This window comes from Kribbella sp. NBC_01510 (assembly GCF_045040325.1).
Classification (GTDB): Bacteria; Actinomycetota; Actinomycetes; order Propionibacteriales; family Kribbellaceae; genus Kribbella.
The window spans coordinates 4,247,495-4,270,596 of record NZ_CP109418.1; the positions used below are offsets into that span (position 1 = coordinate 4,247,495).

General features: G+C 68.8%; 19 protein-coding genes and 1 pseudogene. 12 read left to right on the forward strand and 8 right to left on the reverse strand.

The window, feature by feature from the left end; genetic code table 11:
• Positions 1–19: 19 nt before the first annotated feature.
• Together OG558_RS21240 and OG558_RS21245 are read right to left on the reverse strand one after the other, a co-directional pair.
• Complete coding sequence (locus OG558_RS21240; RefSeq protein ID WP_405071805.1) at positions 20–1,939, reverse strand: putative Ig domain-containing protein; 1,920 nt, start codon at positions 1,937–1,939, stop codon at positions 20–22.
• Between the two features lie 34 nt (positions 1,940–1,973).
• Complete coding sequence (locus tag OG558_RS21245; protein WP_405071806.1) at positions 1,974–3,101, reverse strand: hypothetical protein; 1,128 nt, start codon at positions 3,099–3,101, stop codon at positions 1,974–1,976.
• 109 nt (positions 3,102–3,210) lie between these two features.
• Between OG558_RS21245 and OG558_RS21250 the strand changes: the two genes are divergently transcribed.
• The gene (locus OG558_RS21250; RefSeq protein WP_405071807.1) at positions 3,211–4,173 is read left to right on the forward strand and encodes a helix-turn-helix domain-containing protein; all 963 of its coding nucleotides are present in this window, start codon (positions 3,211–3,213) and stop codon (positions 4,171–4,173) included.
• Between the two features lie 6 nt (positions 4,174–4,179).
• Here OG558_RS21250 and OG558_RS21255 read toward each other — a convergent pair whose 3' ends face one another.
• From OG558_RS21255 to OG558_RS21265, 3 genes are all read right to left on the reverse strand, one after another.
• Positions 4,180–5,382 (reverse strand): MFS transporter, encoded by a 1,203-nt coding sequence (locus OG558_RS21255; RefSeq protein ID WP_329474666.1) that lies wholly within the window; start codon positions 5,380–5,382, stop codon positions 4,180–4,182.
• Positions 5,379–6,596 carry an MFS transporter gene (locus OG558_RS21260; protein WP_405071808.1) on the reverse strand — a complete coding sequence of 406 codons (1,218 nt, stop codon included), beginning with the start codon at positions 6,594–6,596 and terminating at the stop codon, positions 5,379–5,381. The genes OG558_RS21255 and OG558_RS21260 overlap by 4 nt, the downstream gene beginning before the upstream one ends.
• Positions 6,597–6,687: 91 nt before the next feature.
• The gene (locus OG558_RS21265) at positions 6,688–8,493 is read right to left on the reverse strand and encodes a sigma-54-dependent Fis family transcriptional regulator (RefSeq protein ID WP_405071809.1); all 1,806 of its coding nucleotides are present in this window, start codon (positions 8,491–8,493) and stop codon (positions 6,688–6,690) included.
• A 162-nt stretch (positions 8,494–8,655) separates the two neighbouring features.
• Here OG558_RS21265 and OG558_RS21270 point away from each other — a divergent pair, with 162 nt between their 5' ends.
• The 10 genes from OG558_RS21270 (at position 8,656) to OG558_RS21315 (ending at position 19,052) form a co-directional block, all read left to right on the forward strand.
• Entirely contained in the window at positions 8,656–8,901 is a 246-nt protein-coding gene (locus OG558_RS21270) for a hypothetical protein (RefSeq protein ID WP_329474669.1), read from the forward strand.
• A gap of 93 nt (positions 8,902–8,994) precedes the next feature.
• A complete protein-coding gene (locus OG558_RS21275; RefSeq protein ID WP_329474670.1) occupies positions 8,995–10,644 on the forward strand; it encodes a hypothetical protein in 1,650 nt (549 codons plus the stop codon).
• Between the two features lie 93 nt (positions 10,645–10,737).
• Positions 10,738–11,781: an NADH:ubiquinone reductase (Na(+)-transporting) subunit F gene (locus OG558_RS21280; RefSeq protein ID WP_405071810.1), complete on the forward strand. Its 1,044-nt coding sequence runs from the start codon at positions 10,738–10,740 to the stop codon at positions 11,779–11,781.
• Positions 11,778–12,962, forward strand: coding sequence for a hypothetical protein (locus OG558_RS21285; RefSeq protein ID WP_329474672.1), 1,185 nt, complete (start codon positions 11,778–11,780; stop codon positions 12,960–12,962). Before OG558_RS21280 ends, OG558_RS21285 begins: the two co-directional genes overlap by 4 nt.
• Positions 12,959–13,333: a propane 2-monooxygenase effector subunit MimD gene (gene mimD, locus OG558_RS21290; protein ID WP_329474673.1), complete on the forward strand. Its 375-nt coding sequence runs from the start codon at positions 12,959–12,961 to the stop codon at positions 13,331–13,333. Before OG558_RS21285 ends, mimD begins: the two co-directional genes overlap by 4 nt.
• A 12-nt stretch (positions 13,334–13,345) precedes the next feature.
• On the forward strand, positions 13,346–14,389 hold the full coding sequence (locus tag OG558_RS21295; RefSeq protein ID WP_405071811.1) for an amidohydrolase family protein: 1,044 nt from the start codon (positions 13,346–13,348) through the stop codon (positions 14,387–14,389).
• A complete protein-coding gene (locus OG558_RS21300) occupies positions 14,389–15,105 on the forward strand; it encodes an iron-sulfur cluster assembly protein (protein ID WP_405071812.1) in 717 nt (238 codons plus the stop codon). The genes OG558_RS21295 and OG558_RS21300 overlap by 1 nt, the downstream gene beginning before the upstream one ends.
• Positions 15,102–16,127 (forward strand): NAD(P)-dependent alcohol dehydrogenase, encoded by a 1,026-nt coding sequence (locus OG558_RS21305; RefSeq protein ID WP_405071813.1) that lies wholly within the window; start codon positions 15,102–15,104, stop codon positions 16,125–16,127. The genes OG558_RS21300 and OG558_RS21305 overlap by 4 nt, the downstream gene beginning before the upstream one ends.
• Before the next feature lie 23 nt (positions 16,128–16,150).
• Positions 16,151–17,842 carry a chaperonin GroEL gene (groL, locus tag OG558_RS21310; protein WP_405071814.1) on the forward strand — a complete coding sequence of 564 codons (1,692 nt, stop codon included), beginning with the start codon at positions 16,151–16,153 and terminating at the stop codon, positions 17,840–17,842.
• Between the two features lie 37 nt (positions 17,843–17,879).
• The gene (locus OG558_RS21315) at positions 17,880–19,052 is read left to right on the forward strand and encodes a protein kinase domain-containing protein (RefSeq protein ID WP_405071815.1); all 1,173 of its coding nucleotides are present in this window, start codon (positions 17,880–17,882) and stop codon (positions 19,050–19,052) included.
• Positions 19,053–19,054: 2 nt separating this feature from the next.
• Here OG558_RS21315 and OG558_RS21320 read toward each other — a convergent pair whose 3' ends face one another.
• Together OG558_RS21320 and OG558_RS21325 are read right to left on the reverse strand one after the other, a co-directional pair.
• Positions 19,055–19,540, reverse strand: coding sequence for a DUF6328 family protein (locus OG558_RS21320; protein WP_329474678.1), 486 nt, complete (start codon positions 19,538–19,540; stop codon positions 19,055–19,057).
• Positions 19,541–19,550: 10 nt separating this feature from the next.
• Positions 19,551–20,567: an SDR family oxidoreductase gene (locus tag OG558_RS21325; protein ID WP_405071816.1), complete on the reverse strand. Its 1,017-nt coding sequence runs from the start codon at positions 20,565–20,567 to the stop codon at positions 19,551–19,553.
• A 344-nt stretch (positions 20,568–20,911) separates the two neighbouring features.
• Here OG558_RS21325 and OG558_RS21330 point away from each other — a divergent pair.
• Positions 20,912–21,184, forward strand: a pseudogene (locus OG558_RS21330) (PaaI family thioesterase); the annotation flags it as partial.
• A 793-nt stretch (positions 21,185–21,977) separates the two neighbouring features.
• Here the strand turns inward: OG558_RS21330 and OG558_RS21335 are convergent.
• A complete protein-coding gene (locus tag OG558_RS21335; RefSeq protein WP_405071817.1) occupies positions 21,978–22,979 on the reverse strand; it encodes a sigma-70 family RNA polymerase sigma factor in 1,002 nt (333 codons plus the stop codon).
• Positions 22,980–23,102: the final 123 nt, after the last annotated feature.

Genomic DNA, 23,102 nt, shown 5'->3' on the forward strand with positions numbered 1-23,102 from the left:
CGATGCCTGGGACAGCTCGTCAGCGCGCGACGCTGATGTCGTCCAGCAGGAAGGTGGTCGAGGTCGCGTCGTCCTCGGTGCTCGTCCACGCCAGCGTGACCGTCCGGCCGCGGTACGGCGTGAGGTCCACGACCTGATCGCCGTACGACGATCTGCTCTGGGCAGCCGTGTACGTCCGGACCGGGTGGCCGTCGACGGTCAGCTGGAGTACGTCGTGGTTCGCAGCCGAGGTGTCGTCACTCGCGATCCGCAGGGCGAAGCGCACACCGGGATGCCCGACGGAAGGGACGCTGACCCGCTGGCTCAGCGAGTCGGTGTGGGTCGTTCCGGTGCCGCCGAGCCAGGCGTAGCCCAGACCGTCGTGGCTGTACTGGCCGTCGGCGCGGATCACATCCGCGGTCTGCGTCCAGCCGCCCGTACCGGACTCGAAGTCGCCGTTGACCACGCCACGCGCGCCCTTGCGGGTGCTGACGACCCAGCTGATCACGGTGTTGCCCCGCGCCTTGGTCGAGTCGGTCGCGGTGACGGTGACCGAGTGGGTGCCCGGCTGAGTGGGCCGACCGTAGATGATCCCGGTCGACCCATCGAGCCGCAGACCGGTCGGCAGGTCCGTGGCGGTGAACCGGACCGGGCGCCGGCCGGAGTCCGTGGCGCGCGCCCGGAGTGCGACGACATCGCCGATGGCATTGGCCTGCTGTGCCGGTGCGTCGACCGTGATCCGGTTCGCGGTCGTCGGCGACTTCAGGGCCTGGGTGCCGTTCGGCGTACCGAGGCCGGTCGGGCCGTCCCAGCCGGCTTGCGCCGTACACAGCGGTGCGGGGGTGCAGTCGCCGTTGTTGCCTTGGACAACATCGTTGAGGTTGCCGGTGACGCCGTACGGATAGCTCGCCGGACGGGAGGCGGGGTCCGGGTCACCGGCAAGTGCGTAGATCGCAGCGACGATCGGAGCCGCTGCGCTGGTGCCGCCGTACACAGCCCAGCCGGCGCCACCGGTGGTCTGGTAGACGGCGACACCGGTCGCGGGGTCGGCCACCGCGGAGACATCGGCGACGGCGCGCTGTGGGCAGACCGCGGCCGGGATGACCGACTGCCAGCTCGGCTTGGCCATCAGGCTGGAGCATCCCGAACCGGTGCCGTCTCCGGGGAAGCTGTTCCACACCGTCTCGGTCCAGCCGCGCGCCGAGTCGTCTCTCGTCAGCGTCGTACCGCCGACCGCGGTGGTGGCCTCCGAGCTTGCGGGATACGAGACACCGGCGTCGTAGTCACTGTCGCCGGTGGATGCCGCGTAGACGACGCCGCGCGGGTTGAAGTACGTGCTGTCGAGCTCGGCGAGGTCGGCCGACTCCGGTCCGCCCCAGCTCAGTGAGACGAACTTGGCGCCCAGCCGGTCCGCGGTCTTGGTGGCCGCGAGCAGATCGGTACTGGCGGAGTCCGGCTCGATCAGCGTGATGCCGCAGTGCGGGCAGACCGCGGACACCGAATCGAGGTCGAGCGAGATCTCACCCGACCAGGAGCGCGACGGCCCCGGCAGCGGGCTCGGCAGGCCGTCCTGGTTGAGCTTCTGGAAGCAGCCGTTCGCGGTCGTGCACGGCGGCAGTCCGAACTGCTGACGGTAGACGGCCAGGTCCGCCTCGGCGGTCGGGTCGTCGTACGCGTCGACGACGTAGACCCGCTGTCCCTGACCAGAAGATGCCGACGGCAACTTGTACGCCGCCTGCAGGTCGGTCGGACCGTAGCCGGCCGGCGCACCGGCGACCCGGGTCCGGAAGCCCAGGTCGGCACGGCGTTGCGCGAAGCAGGTGAAGTGTCCGGGCTCGACCTTCTGGTCGCAGCTGGCCACGACCTTCGGGGACTCCTGGACGTCCGCGGCCGCCACCGTGGTGGTGGCGCCGACGAGGACGAGGGCGAGCGGGATCGCCAACCGGCGCAGTGAGATCACAGGTGTACTCCGATGATTCGAGAGTGGATCGGCTTCACGCCGGGACGACGGTGGCCTGCTGCCAGCTCTGGCCGGCATCGCGGGTCACCCAGAGCTTGGTGTCCGGGGTGTACGCCGCATCGCGCTCGACGAGCCACGCGGTCGAGCCGGACTGGAAGACCAGGTCGTGGATGTGCTCGCTGTTCTCGAGCCAGGTCTGGTCGACGCGCCACGCCTTCGACAGCGTCGGACGGTTGTAGACCAGGCTCGCAGTGAGCGTGGAGAGCATGACCGCGCCGTCCGGCGCGACCGCGAGCTGGCCGGCCAGACCGAGGCCGCCGGGGATGGCGTCGTACCGGAAGGTCTTGCCGCCGTCACCCGAGACCAGGAGCGTCTTGTCGGAGTGGCCGCGGCCGTAGTTCGCCATGCAGAGCACGAAAAGACGGTTCGGGCCGTTCGTCGCGAGGTCGGTGATGGCGGCGTCGTCCGGGTCCGCACAGCTGACCGTGCTGGTCGAGCGAACCGTGCCGTTGCGCAGGGTGGACAGCCGGCCCGGTCCGTTGAACCCCGCCGTGAGGGCGTAGACCGTCGAGCCCTCGGCGGCCCAGGTGACGTGGTCATAGGCCCCCACCGCGAGGTCGAGCTGCTTCCAGCCGGTGGACTTCCCGGCCGGTGCGCGCCAGACCTTGAGTGGCCGGTCGTCGCAGATCCCGGTCCCGATCGCGCAGCCCGATGTGACGACGTACGTGCCGTCGGACGAGGCCAGCAGGTTCAGCACCTTGGCGTCGCTGCCGGGCACCGGGACCTGGGTCCAGGTCTTGCCGCCGTCCCGGGTGACCTCGAGGAACGGGTCGTAGGCCCAGCCGAACTTCTGGTCCGCGAACTGCAGGCTGGTCAGGCCCGGCTCACCGCTCATGGCCAGTCCGTTGTGTGTGCGGCCGGCGGTCGTCCAGGTCTTGCCGCCGTCGTGGGTGGCCTTGACCGCGGCCGGACAGGGCGCCGTCCCGCACTGGACGCCGCCGAGCAGGTAACCGTCGTTCTGCGTCGGCCAGACGATCGACTGCGGTGCGAAGGCGGGTTCGTTGGGTTGCGCGGTCGCCACGCCGGCGCCGGAGCCGACGAGAACGGCGGTCGCAACCGCACCTGCCAGGGCGATCGCGGAACGGCCAGCATGTAAACGCACAGTTCACTCCTCGGACAGGGGTGCTTCCTGGGGACACGCTAAGCGCTGGTTCGGCCGGTTTGGCGCCGGATCCGGCCAAACGCCGATTCCGGCCAACTAGGCTCGGACGGTGGCTGATTGGGAAGCAGTAGGACTGTCCGCTGTGGACGCGCGGGTGTACCAGCAGTTGTTGCGCGATCCCGGCGTACCGGTCGGGCAGCACAGCGAGGTGCTGGAGGTGCCGGTGGCGGCGGTCCAGGCGGCGGTCGGCCGACTGGTCGCGGCGGGGCTGGTGCGCGGCGGATCCGAGGCCGCGCCGGCGCCGGTCGACCCGCGCTCCGGGCTCGGCATGCTGGTGCGCGAACGGCGGGCGGCGCTGGACGGGGTCGCCGCGATGACCGACCAGCTCGCCCGCGAGTTCAGCGCCGGGCAGTTGCAGGCCGAGCCGAGCCGCCTGATCGAGATCGCGGTCGGCCGCGACGCGATCGAGGCCCGCATCGACGACATGTTGCGTGGGGCGACCGAACAGGCGGTCGGCACGGACACCCCGCCGTACGTCGCGGACGGCAGTCACCAGGTGTCGAGCGCCGAACTGGCACTGCTGGATCGTGGCGTCCGGTTCCGGGCGATCTATGCGGCCGAGGTGCTGGACCACCCCGGCTGGGTCGACCGGCTGCGATCGATGGCTGAGCGGGGGGAACAGGCTCGCGTGCTGCCGCAGGTCCCGGTGAAGCTGCTGATCGTCGACGGCCGGACCGCGATCCTCCCGCTGGCCGGCGACGGCCCGTCCACGCCGGGCCAGGCGCGCGCCGTTGTGGTCACGGACTCCGCACTGACCAGCGCCCTCCAGGTTCTGTTCGATCAGTTGTGGGGCCAGGCCTCGCCGCTCCGGCTGACAGCGTCCGCGGCCACGGATCCGGTCACGACGCTGATCAACCTGCTCGCCAGCGGCATGAAGGACGAGGCGATCGCCCGCCAGCTCGGCGTCAGCGGCCGGACCTTGCGCCGCCGGATCGCCGAGGTCCAGGACCAGCTCGGCGCCACCAGCCGCTTCCAGGCCGGCCTTCAAGCCGCCCGCCGCGGTTGGCGCTGACCGCTGTCAGGACGACACTCTGAACTTCACGACGACCAGATGCAGGCCCAGTGTGACGGCGAGGACGACGGCCGCGACGCCAAGCAGGCCGCTCGGTGCGGTCCCGGCGGCCAGCGCGACACCGCCGAGTCCGCTGCCGAGCGCCGAACCGAGCGAGATCGCGCTGCCGTTGAGGGCCATCACGATCGCGGGCGACGCCGGGGCGAGGCCGGCCAGCCGGACCTGCTGCGGTACGGCGGCGCCGCCGTTGCCGATGCCTTGGGCGAAGAACCAGATCAGGCCGATCACCGCGACCACGACGGCCGAGGTCAGCATCAGGCCGGCCATGCCGAGGATCGAGTTCAGCACCAGCACGATCAGGACGACGGTGAGCACGCGCGGTGCCGAGAAGCGGTCCGCCAGCCGGCCCGTGATCGCATTACCCAACGCGCTCATGACGCCGTACCCGAACATGACCGCGATGATCATCCAGCCGGCGGGGAAGGACGGGCCGAGGATCAGGACGGCGTACGTGAAGCAGACGAAGCTGCCGCAGAGGATGCCGGTGGTGACGAGCAGAGCGCCGAGCAGCCGCGGCCGGCCGAGCGGGCGAAGCTGGTCGGCAAGCCGTCCCGCGGGGAGGTGCCGGCGAGGCAGGCCGCGCAGGATGCCGGCCAGAGCGATCGTTGCCATCACGGCGACCAGGATCATCGGGTATCGCCAGCTGGACTGCCCGATCACCAGGCCGACCGGTACGCCGAGCGCGGTCGCGGTCAGCAACCCGCCGAGCACGAACGACAAGGCCTTCCCACGATGCCGGACCGGAGTCACCGCGATCACGTACCCGCTGACAGCGGCGTTCAGCAGGCAGCCGCCGAGCGCCGCCACCACCCGGCCGGCGAACGCGAGCGGGTAGGTCGTCGCGAACCCGACGATCAGGTTGCCGAGGGCGAAGACGGCGAGCGCCGAGGCGATCGTCGTACGGCGTTCCCAGCGGCTCGTCAGCGTTCCGAGCACCGGCCCGGCGAAGGCGGCGGTCAGCGCGAAGGCGGACATCAACTGGCCCGCGGCCGCCGCGCTCACGTGCAGGTCCGCGGAGACGGCCGGCAGCAACCCGGTCAGGACGTACCCGTCGATTCCCATCGAGAACGTCGCCACCGCCAGCCAGACCAGCGGCCGGTACGAGAACTCCTGCTCCTCAATCGTCTCCGTGGCGCACGTGTTCGTCACTCGACGGCGACTTTTGCGGCAGTGGAGGAGCGGGAGACGATCAGGTGGAGGGTGACGGTGATGGCGAGGACGACGGAGGCGACGCCGAGCAGACCGTTCGGGGGAAGGCCGGTGGTGAGGGCCACGCCGCCGAGGCCGCTGCCCAGCGCGGAGCCGAGCGAGATGGCGCTGCCGTTCAAGGCCATCACGATCGCGGCGGACGCGGGGGCGAGCGCTCCGAGGCGGGCCTGCTGGGGGACGGCGGCGCCCCCGTTGCCGACGCCGGCGAGGAAGAACCAGAGCAGGCCGAGCACCGTGACCAGGACGGCCGGCGAGAGCATCAGCCCGGTCATTCCGAGGACCGAGTTCAGCAGGAGTCCGGTCAGAACCACGGTGAGCACGCGCACAGGGGTGAAACGGTCGGTCAGCCGGCCGGTGACCGCGTTCCCGACCATGCTCGCGACGCCGTACCCGAACATGACCGCGATGATCATCCAGTCAGCGCCGAGGTGCGGGCCGAGGATCAGCACCGCGTAGGTGAAGCAGGTGTAGCTGCTGCAGAGGATGCCGGTCGTGACGAGCAGCGCGGCGAGCAGCCGGGGTTGACCGAGCGGGCGGAGCCGGTCGGCGAGCGATGCGGCCGGAAGGTGCAGGCGGGGCAGCCCGATCATGATGCCGACCAGCGCGATGCTGCCGACCACGGCGACCATAATCAGCGGGAACCGCCAGCTGGACTGTCCGATGACCAGCCCGACCGGTACGCCGAGCGCGGTCGCGACCATCCAGCCGCCGAGTACGAAGGACAACGCCTTGCCGTGATGCTGGACCGGCGTCATCGCGATCACGTAGCCCAGGACGGCGGCGTTGAGCAGCGAACCGCCGAGCGCCGCCACGACCCGGCCACTCAGCGCGATCGGGTAGTTCTGCGCCAGTCCGACGATCAGGTTGCCGAGCACGAAGACGCCGAGCGCCAGGACGATCGTCGTACGCCGTTCCCAGCGGCTCGTCACGGTCGAGAGCACCGGTCCGGCCAGGGCCGCGGTCAGTGCGAAGATCGTCATCAGCTGCCCGGCGGCCGCCGTACTGACGCGCAGGTCCCCGGCGATGGCCGGCAGCAGACCCGCCAGCACGTACCCGTCGATCCCCATCGAGAACGTCGCGACCGCCAGCCACACGAGCGGCCGGTACGAGAATTCCTGCTCCTCCGCCGGTCCGGCGGCACGCGTCTCCGTCACCCCTGCAATGGAACCCTGTCCCACCCACCGAGGGCAACCCAAATCTGATCAAATCTGTCCCGACCGTCGATTAACGGCGCAAATGTGATCGTTATGGCGGCTGGATGCCGTAGTCGTGGATCTTGCGGTAGATGGTGGCGCGGGACATGCCGAGGGACTTCGCGGCACGCCCCTTGTGCCCCTCGTTGGCGACCAGGCTGCGGATGATCGCGTCGCGTTCGAGGGCCTCGAGCTGGCTGAGACTGCGGCGACTGATCGCCTGGACCCGGGCCGGAAGGTCCGCGGGCGTGATCACCCCGGTCCGGCGGCGCCGCAGGACGACCTGCTTCAGGACCTGGCACAGCTCGGCGGTGTTGCCCTGCCACGACGATCGCATCAGCTGCTGCATCGCCTCCGGTGCACAGGTCAGCTCACCGTGGCTCAACTGGTTGAGGAAGTACGGCACCAGCTCGCGGACGTCCTCGACGTGATGCCGCAGCGGCGGCACCTCGACGGTGAGCGGGAACAAGGTCAGCAGGTCCCCGAGGTCCGGGGGCTCCGTCTCGTCGCTGGTCAGCGTAAGGGCGATCCATGGTGGATCGGACGGCCGGCGCTCGAGAACGCCGTACAGGGCCTCGACGGTCGCGTCGACGCCGGCCGCGTCGAGCCGCTCTACGTGCCGGATCACCAGCGTATGCACCGAGTCGTCGGCCAGCTCGGCCTCCAGTTCGGCGCCGAAACCATCGCCCGTCCGGGCGGCGTCGAGCACGTGGAACAAGCCGGCCGGGTTGTTCTGGTGATGGGCGGCCCGGGCGAGTGCGACCTTGCCGACGCCGCGCTCGCCGGTGAGCACCACCCATTGCCCGACCCGGTACGCGTTGTCGACCTCACGACTGCTCCCGAGCCAGGGCGCACTGTGGCCGACCAGCCCGGGCAGGACCGGACGCGGCGGCGGGCGGTGGCCGACGGCCGGCGTCCCGCGATCCGGTCCGGAGTTGTGCGGGCTGACCTGGATGATCCCCGCACCACCTTGACCACCGACCGCCACCGGGCGGCAGGTGATCCGGACCCGACTGCCGGTGGGCAACTCCGTGACGACCGCGTCGGAGCCGCCACGAGCCAGCATCTCCACGGCGTGCCCGAGCACCGCGCGCTGATCCGCGGTGTCGAGGGACTGCCGGGCCATGGCGTTCATCAGCAGGAGGTCCTCATCGACCGCGAGGACCATGTCGCCGAGCCGGCGGCTGCTTTGCAGGTACGCCTGCAGCAGCGTCAGCTCCCGGGGCGAGCTGTCCTTCAGCAGGGCCGACCGGATGTTCTCCGCCGTAGTCTTGGCGAGCGCCATCAGCAGGGAGCCGGCGTCCTTGCGCCAGCAGGTCAGGTCGATCGCGCCGACCGTCTTGCCGGTGATCGGGTGCCGGATCGGTACGCCGGCGCAGGCCAGGTCCTCGAGGTCCTCGGCGTAGTGCTCATGGCCGAAGACGTGCATCGGGCCGCCGCCCTCGAGGGCGGTGCCGATCCCGTTCGTGCCGGCGAACTCCTCGGCGTAGCTGAAGCCCGGCGCGAGGTTGACCTTGTCGAGGTGCCGGCTCAGTTCTCTGTCCGCGGTCAGGCGCTGTAGGACCATGCCGGTCCGGTCGGTGAGGATGACGCTGATCGGCTGACCGTCGAGATTCTCGTGCAACTGCTGCAACACCGGGAGCGCGCTGCGGGTCAGGGGGATGTCCAGGTCGGGGTCCTCGACGAAGGGCAGGGTGATCCGGTCGGCGGGCAGGTGCCAGTGCCGCCGCGATCGCACCCAGGACGCGAGGATCGGCGGCCGGACGTCTTGCGGCCGGATCGGTTCGAGGGTGAGGAAGTTCAGCCGGGCCGTTGCGGCTCGGCGACTGTCCTCGGCCGAAGGGGTGAGTTCGTCCACGGAGCCTCCCGACACCAGGCAGGGAGAGCGGATCCGCTCGGGCCCCACCCAGTGACTCGCACTTCGAGCGTAGTACACCCAGCCGCAAGCGGTGTCTCAGATTGAGACAACCAGCCGTGGTTTCCGGGCTTGTGATGCGAGGAGGGCGATCAGGAGGTTCCGATGGAGAACGGTATCCCGAGCCAGGAGTCGTACAACCCGTGGACCGTCGTGCACGTCGTCTTCGAACACCTGGCCGACGTCGGCCTCCATCCGGTCCTCGGCGCGACCGGGCACCCGGGCGAGCCGGCCGCCGAGCTGCTGCGGTGCTTCGGCATCCACCCTGATCTGCAAGGCGATCAGCGTCTCGCGCAGGAGAAGGACGCCCGGCTGGCCGAGCTCCGGCAGGCGATGTTCGGCGAGCCGTGAAGTCTGTGACGCGCATCTCAATTTGAGACCTCTCCGCGGTGGCAGCGGGCATGTACTGCAAGAACAGTCGGCCACGCGAGCGGGAGGAGTGCCATGAGTCGCCAGAGTGTGGCGAGGGCCCACCAGAAGATCCAGGAGTTGTCCTGGGAACCGGCGTACCACGAGCCGGTCTCCCAGTACGGAACCGACTACACGTTCCAGAAGGCACAGAAGAAGGACCCGCTGAAGCAGGTCCTGCGGTCGTACTTCCCGATGCAGGAGGAGAAGGACCACCGGGTGTACGGCGCCTCGGACGGCGCGATCCGCGGCAACATGTTCCGCCAGGTGCAGGAGCGCTGGCTGGAGTGGCAGAAGCTCTTCCTCAGCATCATTCCGCTGCCGGAGATCTCCGCCGCCCGGGCGATGCCGCTGCTCTTCCGGACGGTGCCGAACCCTGAGCTGCACAACGGCCAGGCGATCCAGATGATCGACGAGGTCAGGCACTCGACGATCCAGCAGAACCTCAAACGCTTGTACATGAACAACTACATCGACCCGGCGGGGTTCAACTCGAGCCTGCGAGACTTCCAGAGCGACTACTGCGGCACGATCGGGCGTCAGTTCGCCGAAGGCTTCATCACCGGTGACGCGATCACCGCGGCGAGCATCTACCTGACCATCGTGGCCGAGACGGCGTTCACGAACACGCTGTTCGTGGCCATGCCGGCCGAGGCCGCCGCGAACGGTGACTACCTGTTGCCGACGGTGTTCCACTCGGTGCAGTCCGACGAGTCGCGGCACATCAGCAACGGGTACGCGACGCTGCTGATGGCACTCGCCGACGAGGGCAACCACCAGCTGCTCGCCCGTGACCTGCGGTACGCGTGGTGGAACAACCACCGCGTCGTCGACGCCGCGATCGGGACCTTCATCGAGTACGGCACGAAGGACCGCCGCAAGGATCGCGAGAGCTACGCCGAGATGTGGCGGCGGTGGATCTACGACGACTACTACCGCAGCTACCTCGTCCCGTTGGAGAAGTACGGCCTCGAGATCCCGCACGACCTGATCGAGGAGTCCTGGAACCAGATCTGGAACAAGGGCTACGTGCACGAGGTCGCCCAGTTCTTCGCCACCGGCTGGCTCGCCAACTACTGGCGGATCGACCCGATGACGGACAAGGACTTCGAGTGGTTCGAGTACAAGTACCCGGGCTGGTACGACAAGTACGGCGCGTGGTGGGAGAACTACAACCGGCTGTCGATGCCGAACGGACACAAGCCGATCGTGTTCGAGGACGTCGACTACGAGTACCCGCACCGGTGCTGGACCTGCATGGTCCCGTGCCTGGTCCGCGAGGACATGGTGATGGCCAAGGTCGACGGCCAGTGGCGGACCTACTGCCACGAGATGTGCAAGTGGACCGACGAGACGGCGTTCCGGCCGACGTACCAGGGCCGGCAGACGCCGAACATGGGCCAGCTGATCGGTCACCGCGAGTGGGAGACCCTGTACCACGGCTGGAACTGGGCCGACGTGGTCTCGGACATGGGATTCGTCCGTGACGACGGCAAGACGATGGTCGCGCAGCCACACCTCAACCTCGACCCGAGCAAGATGTGGACGCTGGACCACCTGCGCAGGTGCCCGCCGCTGGCGAGCCCGAACGTGCTGCTGAACGAGATGAGTGACGACGAGCGGACCGCGTTCGCCGCTCGCTACGTACGCGGAGGCCCTGCCGGACGGGCACCGGCCGACGCCTGAACCCCTCCAAGGGGCGGGTGGGTGCGCCTGGTACCCGCCCGCCCCGATTCATCCCCCGGACCAGCAGCAGGAGCCATGGGCGAGAAACATGTCGTGAGGTTCGAACCTGTCGGCATCGAGATCGAGGTCGACGAGGAGCAGACGATCCTGCGCGCCGCGGCGGAGCAGGGCGTGATGCTGATGCACGGCTGCAAGGAGGGACAGTGCTCGTCCTGCAAGTCCTTCGTCCTGGACGGGGATGACATCGAGCTCGAGCGGTACTCGACGTTCGCACTGCCGGAGTACGAGCTGGACGAGGGCTACACCTTGTTGTGCCGCGCGCATCCGTACGAGGACCTCACGATCGAGTTGCTCAACTACGACGAGGACATGATCCGCTCCGGGCTGCCGATCCAGGAACGCAACGCCGAGGTGGTCGCGATCACGCCGGTCACCCACGACCTGCGCCATCTCGTCCTGAAGCTGGTGGATCCCGGCGAGCTGAAGTTCTTCCCCGGTCAGTACGTCGACATCCAGGTGCCGGGCTGGGACGCCACTCGCTCGTTCTCGATGGCGAACACGTCCAGCCGGGAGAGCGGTCAGCTGGAGTTCGTCATCAAGGTCTACCCGGGCGGCATCTTCTCGGAGTTCCTCGACCGGAAACTGCAGGTCGGTCACCGGCTGGAGCTGTCCGGGCCGTTCGGGGTCTTCACCCTGCGGGACAACCCCGACGCCCGGCTGATCTTTGTGGGTGGCGGGGCCGGGATGGCGCCGATCCTGGCGCTGCTGCGGTCGATGGCCGAGCGGGGGATCGACCGGCCCACGACGTACTACTACGGTGCCCGCACCCGCCGGGACCTGTGCTTCGACGAGGAGTTCCGGCGGCTCGAGGAGACGCTGCCGCGGTTCCGCTACGTGCCGGCGCTGTCCGAGGACGAGTGGGACGGGGAGGTCGGTCTGATCACCGATGTCGTCCGCCGGCACGAGCCGGACCTGACCGGCGCCGACGCCTACGTGTGTGGGCCGCCCCCGATGGTCGAGGCCGCAATCCCGATGCTCGAGGGCCTGGGCGTCGTCACGAAGCGCATCTACTACGACAAGTTCACCACGACCGGCGACGCCGGTGACTCGAAGGTGCTGGAGGCAGAGAGCCGATGACCACCACACAAGACTCCGCCGCAGAGCGGAGCGTGCCGAAGCCGGTCTTCACCGACGCCGAAGCTGGCGCTCGCGTGTTCCCGGACTCGGATTCACGGCGGTACAACTACTACACGCCGCAGAAGCGCAAGCAGAGCCACTACGAGGACGTGACCGTCGAGGTCCAACCGGATCCGCGGCACTACCTCACCCAGGGCTGGCTGTACGGGTTCGCCGACGGGCGCGGCGGGTATCCGCTGGACTGGACCGTGCTGAAGGCGTGGGGCTCGGACAAGCCCGAGCCGCAGCGCGGAATAGGCACCGGCGGCATGGTCGTCAAGGAGTGGCCGGCGACCGGCTGGCACGAGTTCCGGGACCCGAACGAGGAGTGGGAGCTCACGCTCTACCGCTACAACTCCAACGTCGTCCGCCAGGTCACCCAGAACGTCGAGGCCGCCAAGCAGTCGAAGGCCTTCGAGCAGTGGAACACCAACTGGGTGCGCTTCGTCGAGCACCACATCGGCGCCTGGATGCACGTGGATCACGGTCTCGGCCTCTACCTGTACGCCAACGCGAACCGGCGCGCGCCGACGAACATGCACAACAACGCGATCTCGGTGAACAGCATGCACAGGATCCGCGCCGCGCAGGACCTCGCGCTGTACAACCTGACCCTGTCCGAGGAGATCGAGGGCTTCGACGGCACCGCCCACCTGGAGACGTGGAAGTCCGACCCGGCCTGGCAGGGCGTGCGCGACCTCGCCGAGCGGCTGACCGCGATCGACGACTGGTGTGAGGCGATCTTCGCCGCGAACGTCGTGTTCGAGCCGCTCGTCGGCGAACTGTTCCGCAGCCAGCTGGTCCAGCAGGCCGCTCCGCGCAACGGCGACTTTGTCACCCCGACCGTGATCGGCGCCGCCGAGTACGACTTCGCCGAGCGCGACCTGCGCTACACGACGGCGATGTTCGAGCTGCTCACCAACGACCGTGAGTTCGCCGACCACAACAGGGCGATCATGCAGGACTGGGCCTCGGACTGGACCACGCGTTCGTTGGAGGCGGCCCGCATCCTGCAGCCGCTGTGGTCGCAGCCGGATGCGAAACCGCCACGGTTCGAGGACGGCCTCGACCGGGTCAAGAGCCGGTTCAGCGGCATCCTGTCCTCGTTGGGCCTCGAAGAACCGAAGGAGTTGGCACAGTGACCACGCTCAAGGCAGTCCACGAGAGCCCCTTCAAGTCGAACAGCACCGCGTCCAACAAGGCCGGATTCACCCTGATGAACAATCAGGTCGGCGCGGTCGTGGCCGAGGTGATGAGTCACAAGGACAACGTGACCGTGACGCCGCTGCCGTCGATGATCCGCGTCGACGCAGTCGGCCGGATGGACGTCGTGTACGACCAGATCTCCGAGGCTCTCGGTGAGGAGCCCGGCTACTTCGACCAGGCCGAGTTCGAGGAGAACATGTCGACGCACTACGGCCGGATGATCCACACCGACGACCGGACGATCCTGGTCGCCAATCCCGAGGACGCGGCCGAGTACCTCGGCTTCGACCTGACCGCAACCAAGTAAGGGGGTCCGGACGTGTACGAGAAGAACGGCGAGAAGTACTACGTGGTCGACAGCCACATGCACTTCTGGGACGCGGGTCCGGACAACTGGGTGCCGGGCGCGGAACAGTACGCGAAGGGCTGGATCGAGTGCTTCCACGCCTACCAGAGTCTCGCGCCGAAGGAGACCCACTGGACCATCGAGAAGTTCATGAAGTACTCCGAGGACGACCTGATGAAGGACGTCTTCGAGGACGGCTATGTGGATGTCGCGGTGTTCCAGCCGACGTACCTGAAGGAGTGGTACAAGGACGGGTTCAACACCACCGAGAAGAACGCCGCGCTGGGTGAGAAGCACCCGGGCATGTTCGTCCACAACACCCGGTTCGACCCGCGGGACGGCGACAACGGGCTGGAGGAGCTGAAGCGCAACGTCGACCGGTACGGCTCGCGCGGCGTCAAGCTCTACACCGCCGAGTGGAACAACGGATCGCGTGGCTACAAGCTCAGCGACCCCGGGGCGTACCGCTACCTGGAGAAGGCCCAGGAGCTCGGGATCAAGAACATCCACGTCCACAAGGGCCCCACGATCTGGCCGCTGGACAAGGACGCGTTCGACGTCTCCGACATCGACCACGCGGCGACCGACTTCCCCGACCTGAACTTCATCGTCGAGCACGTCGGGCTGCCGCGGATCGAGGACTTCTGCTTCATGGCGACCCAGGAACCCAACGTGTACGCCGGTCTGTCCGTCGTCATCGGCGGCCTGATGAACGCCCGGCCACGGTTCTTCGCGAAGGTGATGGGGGAGCTGCTGTTCTGGGTCGGCGAGGACAAGATGACCTTCGGCAGCGACTACGCCATCTGGGAGCCGAAGTGGCAGATCGAGGGCTTCGTCGACTGGGAGTTCCCCGAAGGCGACGAGTTCACCGACTACCCGCGGCTCGGGGTCGAGGGCAAGAAGAAGATCCTCGGGCTGAACGCGGCCAAGCTGTACGACCTCAAGGTGCCCGACGAGTATCAACTCAAGGAGGCGACGCCGGCCGCGCCTGACGACGCGAAGCTGGTCACGCAGTAATGACGGCACTGGTGACGGAACGGTCCAGGGCGGTGCTCACCGCCCTGGACGCGGTTCGGGATCCGGAGCTGGACGAGCCGATCACGACGCTGGGGTTCGTGTCCACCTGCGTCGTCTCGGCGGCCGGCGATGCCGTCGTGCGGCTGCGCCTGCCGACGTACTTCTGTGCGCCGAACTTCGCCTTCCTGATGGTCGCCGACGCGTACGACGTGGTGTCCGCGCTCCCCGAAGTCCGCAGTGCCGATGTGGCGCTCGAGGATCACTTCGCGGCCGATCAGATCAACGCCGGGGTCGCGGCTCGGGCGGGCTTCGTCGCGTCGTTCGCGGGTGAGGCGGTCGACGAACTGGACGAGCTGCGCCGGACCTTCGTGACCAAGGCGATGCTGGCCGGAACCGACCAGGTGTGCCGGCAACTGATGGCCGCCGGCACCGATCGGGGGGACCTGACCGGCCTGACGCTGGGCGACGTACCGGCATCGACCGAGCTCGACCGGCTGCTGCGGCGGCGGGCCGAGCTCGGACTGCGGACGGACCCGGCCGCACCGCTCCTGATCGACCCCGGCACCGGTACCGCGATCACCGGCGCCGGGGCGCCGAAGTATCTGGGCATGGCACGCCTCACCCGGACCGGGATCGAGGCCAACACCGGCATCTGTAGGGGAATGCTGCGGCACCGGTACGCCGAGACCGGTGCAGGCGAGGAGGCAGAGGGATGAAGGCCGTTCGACTGCACGGATACCACCAGCAGCCAGTGGTCGAGGACGTACCGGAACCGGTCGTCAAGGGACCGCTGGACGTGATCGTCAAGATCGGCGGCGCCGGCGTGTGCCGCACCGACCTGCACATCATCGAGGGGCAGTGGGACGCGGCGATGCACCCGACCCTGCCGTACACGATCGGCCACGAGAACGCCGGCTGGGTACACGAGATCGGCTCCGCCGTCACCAATGTGCAGGTCGGTGACACGGTCATCCTGCACCCGACACCGACGTGCGGCCTCTGCCAGGCCTGCCGCGCCGGCAACGACATGCATTGCTCCAACAGCACGTTCCCGGGCCTCGACAGCGACGGCGGGATGGCGGAGTACCTCCTCACCTCGGCACGCGCCTGCGTGAAGCTCGACCCGAGCACCAAGCCAGAAGACGTGGCGGCACTCGCCGACGCCGGCATCACGGCGTACCACGCGGTCCGCAAGGCGATCCCGCTGCTGCCACCCGGTACGACGTGTGTCGTGATCGGCGCGGGTGGTCTCGGGCACATCGGCGTGCAGTGCCTGGCGGCGCTGACCGCGACCCGGATCATCGTCGTCGACCGCAACCCCGAGGCGCTCAAGCTGGCCGAGCAGCTCGGCGCGGACCAGACGGTGGTTGCCGATGGCAATCAGGTCCAGACCGTGCTCGACCTCACCGGCGGCGCCGGGGCGAACGTCGTACTGGACTTCGTCGCCGAGCAGGGCGCCGAGCAGGACGGCTTCGCGATGACGGCGGCCGGCGGTTCGTACTTCGTCATCGGGTACGGCGGCCAGGTGCAGATCCCGACCCTCGACATCATCTCGACCGAGCGGAACATCGTCGGCAACATCGTCGGCACGTTCAACGAACTGACCGAGCTGATGGCACTCGCGCAGGCCGGCAAGGTCACGCTGCACACCCGGACCTATCCGCTCGCCGCGGCCGCCGAGGCGGTCGCCGATCTCGACGCCGGCCGGGTCCGCGGCCGCGCGATCCTCGTTCCGTAAGTTCACGACCTGGGAGGGCTCTGATGGCCAAGGAACTGCGATTCGGTGAGAACGCCCGCGACCTGCTGCTGGCCGGGGTGGACCAGTTGGCGGACGCGGTGAAGTCGACACTTGGCCCCAAGGGCCGCAACGTGATCCTGGAGAAGATCACCGGGTCGCCGGTGGTCACCAACGACGGCGTCACGATCGCGCGGGAGATCTTCCTGAAGAACCAGTTCGAGAACATGGGTGCCCAGCTGGTCAAGGAAGCGGCGATCAAGACCAACGACATCGTCGGCGACGGCACCACCACCGCGACCGTGATCGCCCAGGCGATCATCCGCGAGGGTATGGCCGCGATCGGCACCGGTGGCAACCCCGTCCTGGTGAAACGGGGCATCGATCTGGCCGTCGGCAAGCTGGTCGAGCGGCTGCGCGAGGTCGCCCACCCGGTCGAGACCGAGCTGGACTTCGCCCGGGTGGCGGCGATCTCGGCGAACGACGACGACCTCGTCGGCGCGGCGATCGCGAAGGCCCTGTTCACGATCGGGGACGGCGGCATCGTCACCGTCGAGGAGTCGGCCACGCACGGCATGGGCGTCGACTTCGTCGAGGGATTCGAGTTCGACAACGGGTACCTCTCGCCGTACATGGTGACTGACCCGGGCAGCCTGCAGGCCAACCTCGACGACCCCTACATCCTGTTGTGCAGCGAGAAGATCACCAAGGTTCAGGAGATCATGCCGCTGCTGGACAAGATCATGCGTGAGCCGCGGCCGCTGGTGATCATCGCGGAGAACCTCGAGGGGACCGCGCTCAGCATGCTGGTGCACAACCATGTGAACGGGCTGTTCCAGTGCGTCGCGATCAGGGCACCGGGCTTCGGCGACCGGCGGCTGCACAAACTGGAGGACATCGCCGCGATCACCGGCGGCGCGGTCTACAGCCGGCACTCCGGTTTCAGCCTGGAGACGATGACCGTCGCCCAACTGGGCCGCGCGGACCAGGTCCGGGTGAATGCGGATCGTACGGCGATCGTGGCGTCGTCCGGGCGCGAGCAGGAGGTCGCGTTCCGGATCGCGCAGTTGCGTGCCGAGTTGGAGCGTGCGACCTTCGGCGTCGACGAGGACGTGCTGACCGAACGGATCGGTTCCCTGTCCGGCAAGGTCGCGGTCATCCGGGTCGGTGCGCCGACGCCGGCCGAGCTCAAGGAACTCCAGCACCGGGTCGAGGACGCGTTGTCGGCCACCCGGGCCGCGATGGCCGAGGGCATCGTCGCCGGCGGCGGGATGGCTTTGCTCCATGCCGCGCCCGCGCTCGACGCCTTGGATGTGAAGGGCGACTACGCGACCGGTGTCGAGATCGTCCGGCGCGCCCTGCGGGAGCCGGCGTACCTGATCGCGACGAACGCCGGCTACTCGGGCGCGGAGGTGCTCGAGCGAACCACCCAGATGGGTGTCGACGACGGCTTCGACGCGCTCGAAGGCCGCTACGGCAACATGCTCGAGATGGGCATCATCGACCCGCTGCGAGTAGCCCGATCGGCCCTCCAGAACGGCGCTTCGGTCGCGGGCCTGCTGCTCACCACGAACACCCTGGTGGCTGAGGAGCAAACCCCGTGGGGCGGCAGCGCGGCCCTGATGACCGAGTACGGCGCCCTCGACGAAGGCCTCCACCAACCATCCCCCGACCCGAGCACACCGCAATCCCTGGGCCTCGGCCCCTCGGTCGGGTGATACATGCGCCGGTTCGGTCACGGGTACCGACCGGTGGGTGAGGCGAGCGGGAGACCTGATAGCGGGGCGATACCGGATCGCCGCGGCCCTTGGCCGCGGCGGGATGGGTGACGTCTACCGCGCAACCGACGAGGTCCTCGGACGGGACGTGGCAGTGAAGCTGATGCTGCCCGTCCCGGGGACGCTCGCCGCCCCCGGGCGCTTCCTGCGGGAGGCGCGCGCCGCGGCGCGGATCCGCGACCCGCACGTCGTCGCGGCGTACGACTTCGGCGACGAGGACGGCTGTTGCTACCTCGCCATGGAACTGGTCGGCCATCGCACGGTCGGTGAGGAGCTCAGATGCGAGGGCCCGTTCCCGCCGGACCGGGCAGAGCGCGTCATTCGGCAGGCCGCGTCCGGACTGGCCGCCGCTCACCGGCAGGGCATCGTGCATCGTGACATCAAGCCCGGCAATCTGCTGCTGGCCGGCGACGGGTCGGTGAAGGTGGCCGACTTCGGCATCGTGCGTTTGCTCGACGACGCGAGTACGACAATGACCTCGGCCGGGCAGATCGTCGGGACGAGCCACTTCCTCGCGCCGGAACGCGCGCTGGGCAAGCCTGCTGAGCCGCCGTCCGACGTCTATGCGCTCGGTTGTGTGCTGTACCAGGTGCTCACCGGGCATCCGCCGTTCCTGGCCGACGAGCCGGCGTCGATCATGTTCCAGCACGTCGAACGCGCGCCGATCCCGCCGAGCGAACTCCGGCCGGACGTGGCTGGGGATCTCGAGGCCCTGGTGCTGTGGATGCTCGCGAAGGACCCGGCGCGTCGTCCGACTGCGGCGCAGGTTGCCCAGGGCATCAAGCCGCCGGTCGTCCTCGCCGGCGAATCGGACACGACCAGCGTTCTTCCGGTACGCCGGACGCCGACCAGGCCGGTGCTTGCCGGGACAGCTGCGGCGATCACTCTGCTGGCGTCGGCTGTCCTCGGGATCGCCTTGTCGACAAGGGATGTGGACGTGCCGGCGACGAACGACCTGTCGCCGGGCGAGCAGTTCACGCCGTCGCCGGCGATTCGCAGTACGCCGCGATCGCCGGTGGCCGTCCACACGACGACGTCTCGGCCCTCAGCCGCCTCGCCACGACACGTGCCCACGACCCACAGCGCCAGCCCCCCGCACGGGAAACCCGACAAACCCGGCCAGAACAAGCCGAAGAAGCCTAAGCCCTGAGCTCAGTCGTGCGGCTCGGGTTCGTGGGTGGCGCGGACGTACGCCGGAATCGCCAGCCAGAAGGTGACGAACCACGCCAGGACGGCCGCAACGATGACGATCGCGGCCGTTCTGGACATCACGACGTCCAGCGCGATCAACACTCCACCGCAGATCGCGGCGACCAGGAAGACCAGGCCCGCGCGGGCGAGCCGATCGGTGATGGTGACCAGCCGATCGCGGAGCCCCTGGCGGTAGACCATGCGGTGGAACGACACCGGCGCGAGGAAGAGTGCGACTGCCAGCGCCGAGGCGACCAGCGTCGCGGCGTACACGCCGTGGGTGAACCCGTCGGCGGCGTGGAACTGGTTCTGGAAGGCGATGCTCAGCAGGAAGGCGAACAGGATCTGCGTCCCGGTCTGGGCCAGGCGCAGTTCCTGCAGCAGTTCGTTCCAATGGCGATCCAGCTGCTCGCCGGAGTCCTCTTCCTCTCGCTGGTAGCGGATCATCGGTGGCTCGTTACCGGCTGCGGGCCGTCCGGGCGGCGATGATGCCGGTTGCCGCCGCCGCACCGGCGGCGATGACACCGACGAGGGTGCGATGCCGGGACATCCAGAACTCGTAGCTGCGACTCGTCGATCGGTCGTCGAAGGCGCCGTGCGTGCCGAAGTCGTGGCCGTCGTAGCCGTCGGCCGGATGCCAGAGATTCGCGGCGCGGGGGTCTTCGGGCAGGTTCGTCTGCTGCGACTTGTACCCGGTCCGCGCCAGGTAGTGGTCCAGGAGGCCGGCCGCGAACTTGTTGGCGATCACGGTGCCCATGGTCGGTCCGCCGATCCAGTACTCGCGGCGGCGCGGGTGATCCGCGGCGTACACAACCGCGTCGGCGGCCACCTCGGGCTGGTAGATCGGGGGCACCGGCTGGGGGTGTTTGGGCAGTCTGGACAGCACCCAGGAGAACTGCGGTGTGTTCACCGCGGGCATCTGGACCATGGTGACGTGCACGTTGGACTTGTCGTGCAGCAGTTCGCTGCGCAACGAGTCGTGGAAACCCTGGACGGCATGTTTGGCTCCGCAGTACGCCGACTGCAGCGGGATGCCGCGGTAGGCCAGGGCCGACCCGACCTGCACGATCGTGCCGCGGTCGCGCGGGGCCATCCGGTCCAGGGCGGCACGGGTGCCGTAGACGTAGCCGAGATACGTGACCTCGGTGGCGCGCTTGAACTCGTCCGGATCGATCTGCAGGAACGGTGCGAACACCGATGTGAACGCGACGTTCGCCCAGACGTCGATCGGCCCCAGTTCCGCTTCCACCTGTGCAGCGGCCTTCTCGACCTGCTCGTAGTCGGCGACGTCGACCGGGATCGTCAGCGCCGTACCGCCCGCGGCCTCTACCTCCCGCGCCGCGCCGTCCAGCCCTGCCTCGCCCCGCGCCAGCAGCGCGACCTTGGCACCCCGCCGGCCGAACGCGATCGCGCTCGCCCGCCCGATCCCAGCGCTCGCTCCGGTCACCACGACAACTTGCCGGTCCTTCGGCACCACAGACCTCCTCGGATCACTTTGACGCTCCCGGTACCCAGGTCGAACAGACCTGATGCGGCGCGAAGGTCGTTTGGTCGTCAGCGGTGGGCGAGGTGGCGGAGGAGGGCGGTCAGGCCGGCGGTTTGGTAATGCCAGAAGGTGGTGATGGTGGCGCGAAGGGTCGGCTCGGATTCGTTGTGGAGGAGGATCCGGGCGAGGGTGGTGGCAGTGTTCGACCAGATGGACTCGAGGAGGTCCCGGTCGCCTGCTGTGACCGCGTTGGCCGGTAATGCGTTGGCCAGGGCGTCGACGGAGCGGGCGTTCAGGCGGCGTACGACGGCGCCGAAGGCTTCACCAATCCGTTCGGCGAGGTCCTCGGTGGGTTCCTCGCCGCGATGCTCTACGACACCGTCGGCCCGGCCCTGCTCGCCACCCTCCCGCCCGGCCGCTTCATCAAGACCCTCGACCTCAACACCACCTTCGTCCGCCCGACCGCCACCGGCCGGTTGACCGGACGTGGTCGCGTCGTCACCCGCAACGGAGACAACGCCATCCTGGAAGGCACCCTGTATGACGCCGACGACCGGATCGTCGCCACCGCGACCGCCACCGCCCTTGTCGTAGACGTTGCCTAGCGCAACAAACTCACCTGATCGGGAGAACCCCCGAACGTACTGCCGACCCGCCGCCTCCCTGTGAGGGGTCAACCGGCTCTTCTGCTTGATGTGTGGGTGATGTGACGGGCGGTAGGTCATCGGTGAGACCACCGGCCGCACAGGTTTGCGGGGCACGCGACGAGGTTGCCGGGCACGCCGTCGCGTTGGTTGTCCGGCGGTTCGGCACCTCGCCCAGGTAGTAGGCGGACCGGGTGCGCATTTGGTGGGTTGACGTCCGAGATGGTGGGTTGCCGTACTGGATTCCGAGGCGCCAACCCACCATCTCGGACGTCAACCCATGAAATGGGTCGCTCGGGACCATGTCCGCGCCGACACACAGCGCCGGCCGGGGACCGGAGCCGGTGGGCTGGGGCAGGTCGTGGTCGTGGTCGGGGCCGGTGGGCTGGGGCCGTGGGGTGGGACGGGTCGTGGTGGGTTGGGACAAGGAATTGCCTGTCTCAGCCCACCACGACCTGTCCCGGCCCACCAGAGGTGGACCGATCCGCGGGGGAACAGCCCGCCGGAACCGCCCGGCCCGGCCTCGGCACACCCTCCACCTTGCCTCCTTGCGCACCCCAGTGACATCGCCCCCTATCCCGACCACCCGGCTGGCGATCACCCATGCGTCGAGCAGAAGAGCCCGGGAGCGCAGGGTGAGCTGGGCGCCACCGGACCCACCGACGCGAGCCAATGGGGTTGAGAACCGCCGACCCCGATTACCTCCCCAACGCTGCTTGACGCGGCACCAGCTCTCGAGCTGCCGCATCGCGCGTCAGCTGCCAGGCAGTGATCGCGGCAGGCCGAACGACGGAAGGACACTGTTGTCGAAGCGGGTCAGGGCGGAGATCCGGTCGCCGGTGAGGGTGAGGACGAGGAGACCGGTGCCGTGGCGGATGCCGTCGGTGGGGGCGTAGAGGTAGGTCCCGAACGCCACCTGCCCGTTCGCTCGCGTCGGCACGAGGTCGTACCTGCGGTGGCTGATGATGCTGGCGTAGAAACGGGACACGGCATCGCGGCCGCGGTACTCGAGGGGGATCGGGGGCATGGACAGACGGACGTCGTCGGTGAGCAACGCAACCAGCGTGTCGACGTCGCCGGCGCCGTACGCGCGGACGAACTTCGCCACGAGCGCCTGCTCGGCGGGTGAGTTCGGCGCCGGGGCCGAGTGCTCGCCGGTCGGCAGGCGGCGCTGTAGGCCGGCGCGGGCGCGTTTGAGCGCGCTGTTGACCGAGACAACGGTCGAGTCGAGCATCTCGGCCACCTCGTCGGCGTGGTAACCGAGCACCTCGCGCAGGATGAGTACGGCGCGCTGGCGAGCGGGCAGGACCTGCAATGCGGTCACGAACGCCAGCGACAGCGCTTCGGTCTGTTCGTAGCGCGCCTCCGGGCCGAGCGGTCCGTCGATCGCACCCTCGAGCAATGCGTCGGGATAGGGCTCGAGCCACACGACTTCGCTGAACCCGGTCGGCTCGGGGGGTTCGATCTCGGGCACGTCCCACTCCTTGGCCTGGCGTCGCTTGGCCGAGCGGAGCGCGTTGAGGCACCGATTGGTCGCGATCCGGTAGAGCCAGGTGCGGATCGATGCGCGGCCCTCGAATCCACCGAGGCCCTCCCAGGCCGACAGCAGTGCGTCCTGGAGCGCATCCTCGGCGTCCTGGAAGGAGCCGAGCATCCGGTAGCAGTGCACCAGCAGCTCTCGGCGGTAGGGCTCGGTCAGCTCCCGGAACGCACCGCCGTCGCCGGCCCGTGCCTTGGTCATCAGCTCGGTTGTCACCACTCCACCCTCGCGTCATGTCTCCGCAGTCTTTGTCCCGCTCACCAGTATCGACACCGGCCGAGCCGCGAACTGGGCGGTCGGCGCGCGACCAGTTTCCCGGCGCCGTGCTGTCTACCTCCT

Excerpts from the sequence above, each read along its gene's own strand:
- OG558_RS21270 (WP_329474669.1), top strand. The coding sequence starts at position 8,656 with ATGGAGAACGGTATCCCGAGCCAGGAGTCGTACAACCCGTGGACCGTC.
- OG558_RS21275 (WP_329474670.1), top strand. The coding sequence starts at position 8,995 with ATGAGTCGCCAGAGTGTGGCGAGGGCCCACCAGAAGATCCAGGAGTTG.
- OG558_RS21285 (WP_329474672.1), top strand. The coding sequence starts at position 11,778 with ATGACCACCACACAAGACTCCGCCGCAGAGCGGAGCGTGCCGAAGCCG.
- OG558_RS21300 (WP_405071812.1), top strand. The coding sequence starts at position 14,389 with ATGACGGCACTGGTGACGGAACGGTCCAGGGCGGTGCTCACCGCCCTG.
- OG558_RS21305 (WP_405071813.1), top strand. The coding sequence starts at position 15,102 with ATGAAGGCCGTTCGACTGCACGGATACCACCAGCAGCCAGTGGTCGAG.
- groL (WP_405071814.1), top strand. The coding sequence starts at position 16,151 with ATGGCCAAGGAACTGCGATTCGGTGAGAACGCCCGCGACCTGCTGCTG.
- OG558_RS21320 (WP_329474678.1), bottom strand. The coding sequence starts at position 19,540 with ATGATCCGCTACCAGCGAGAGGAAGAGGACTCCGGCGAGCAGCTGGAT.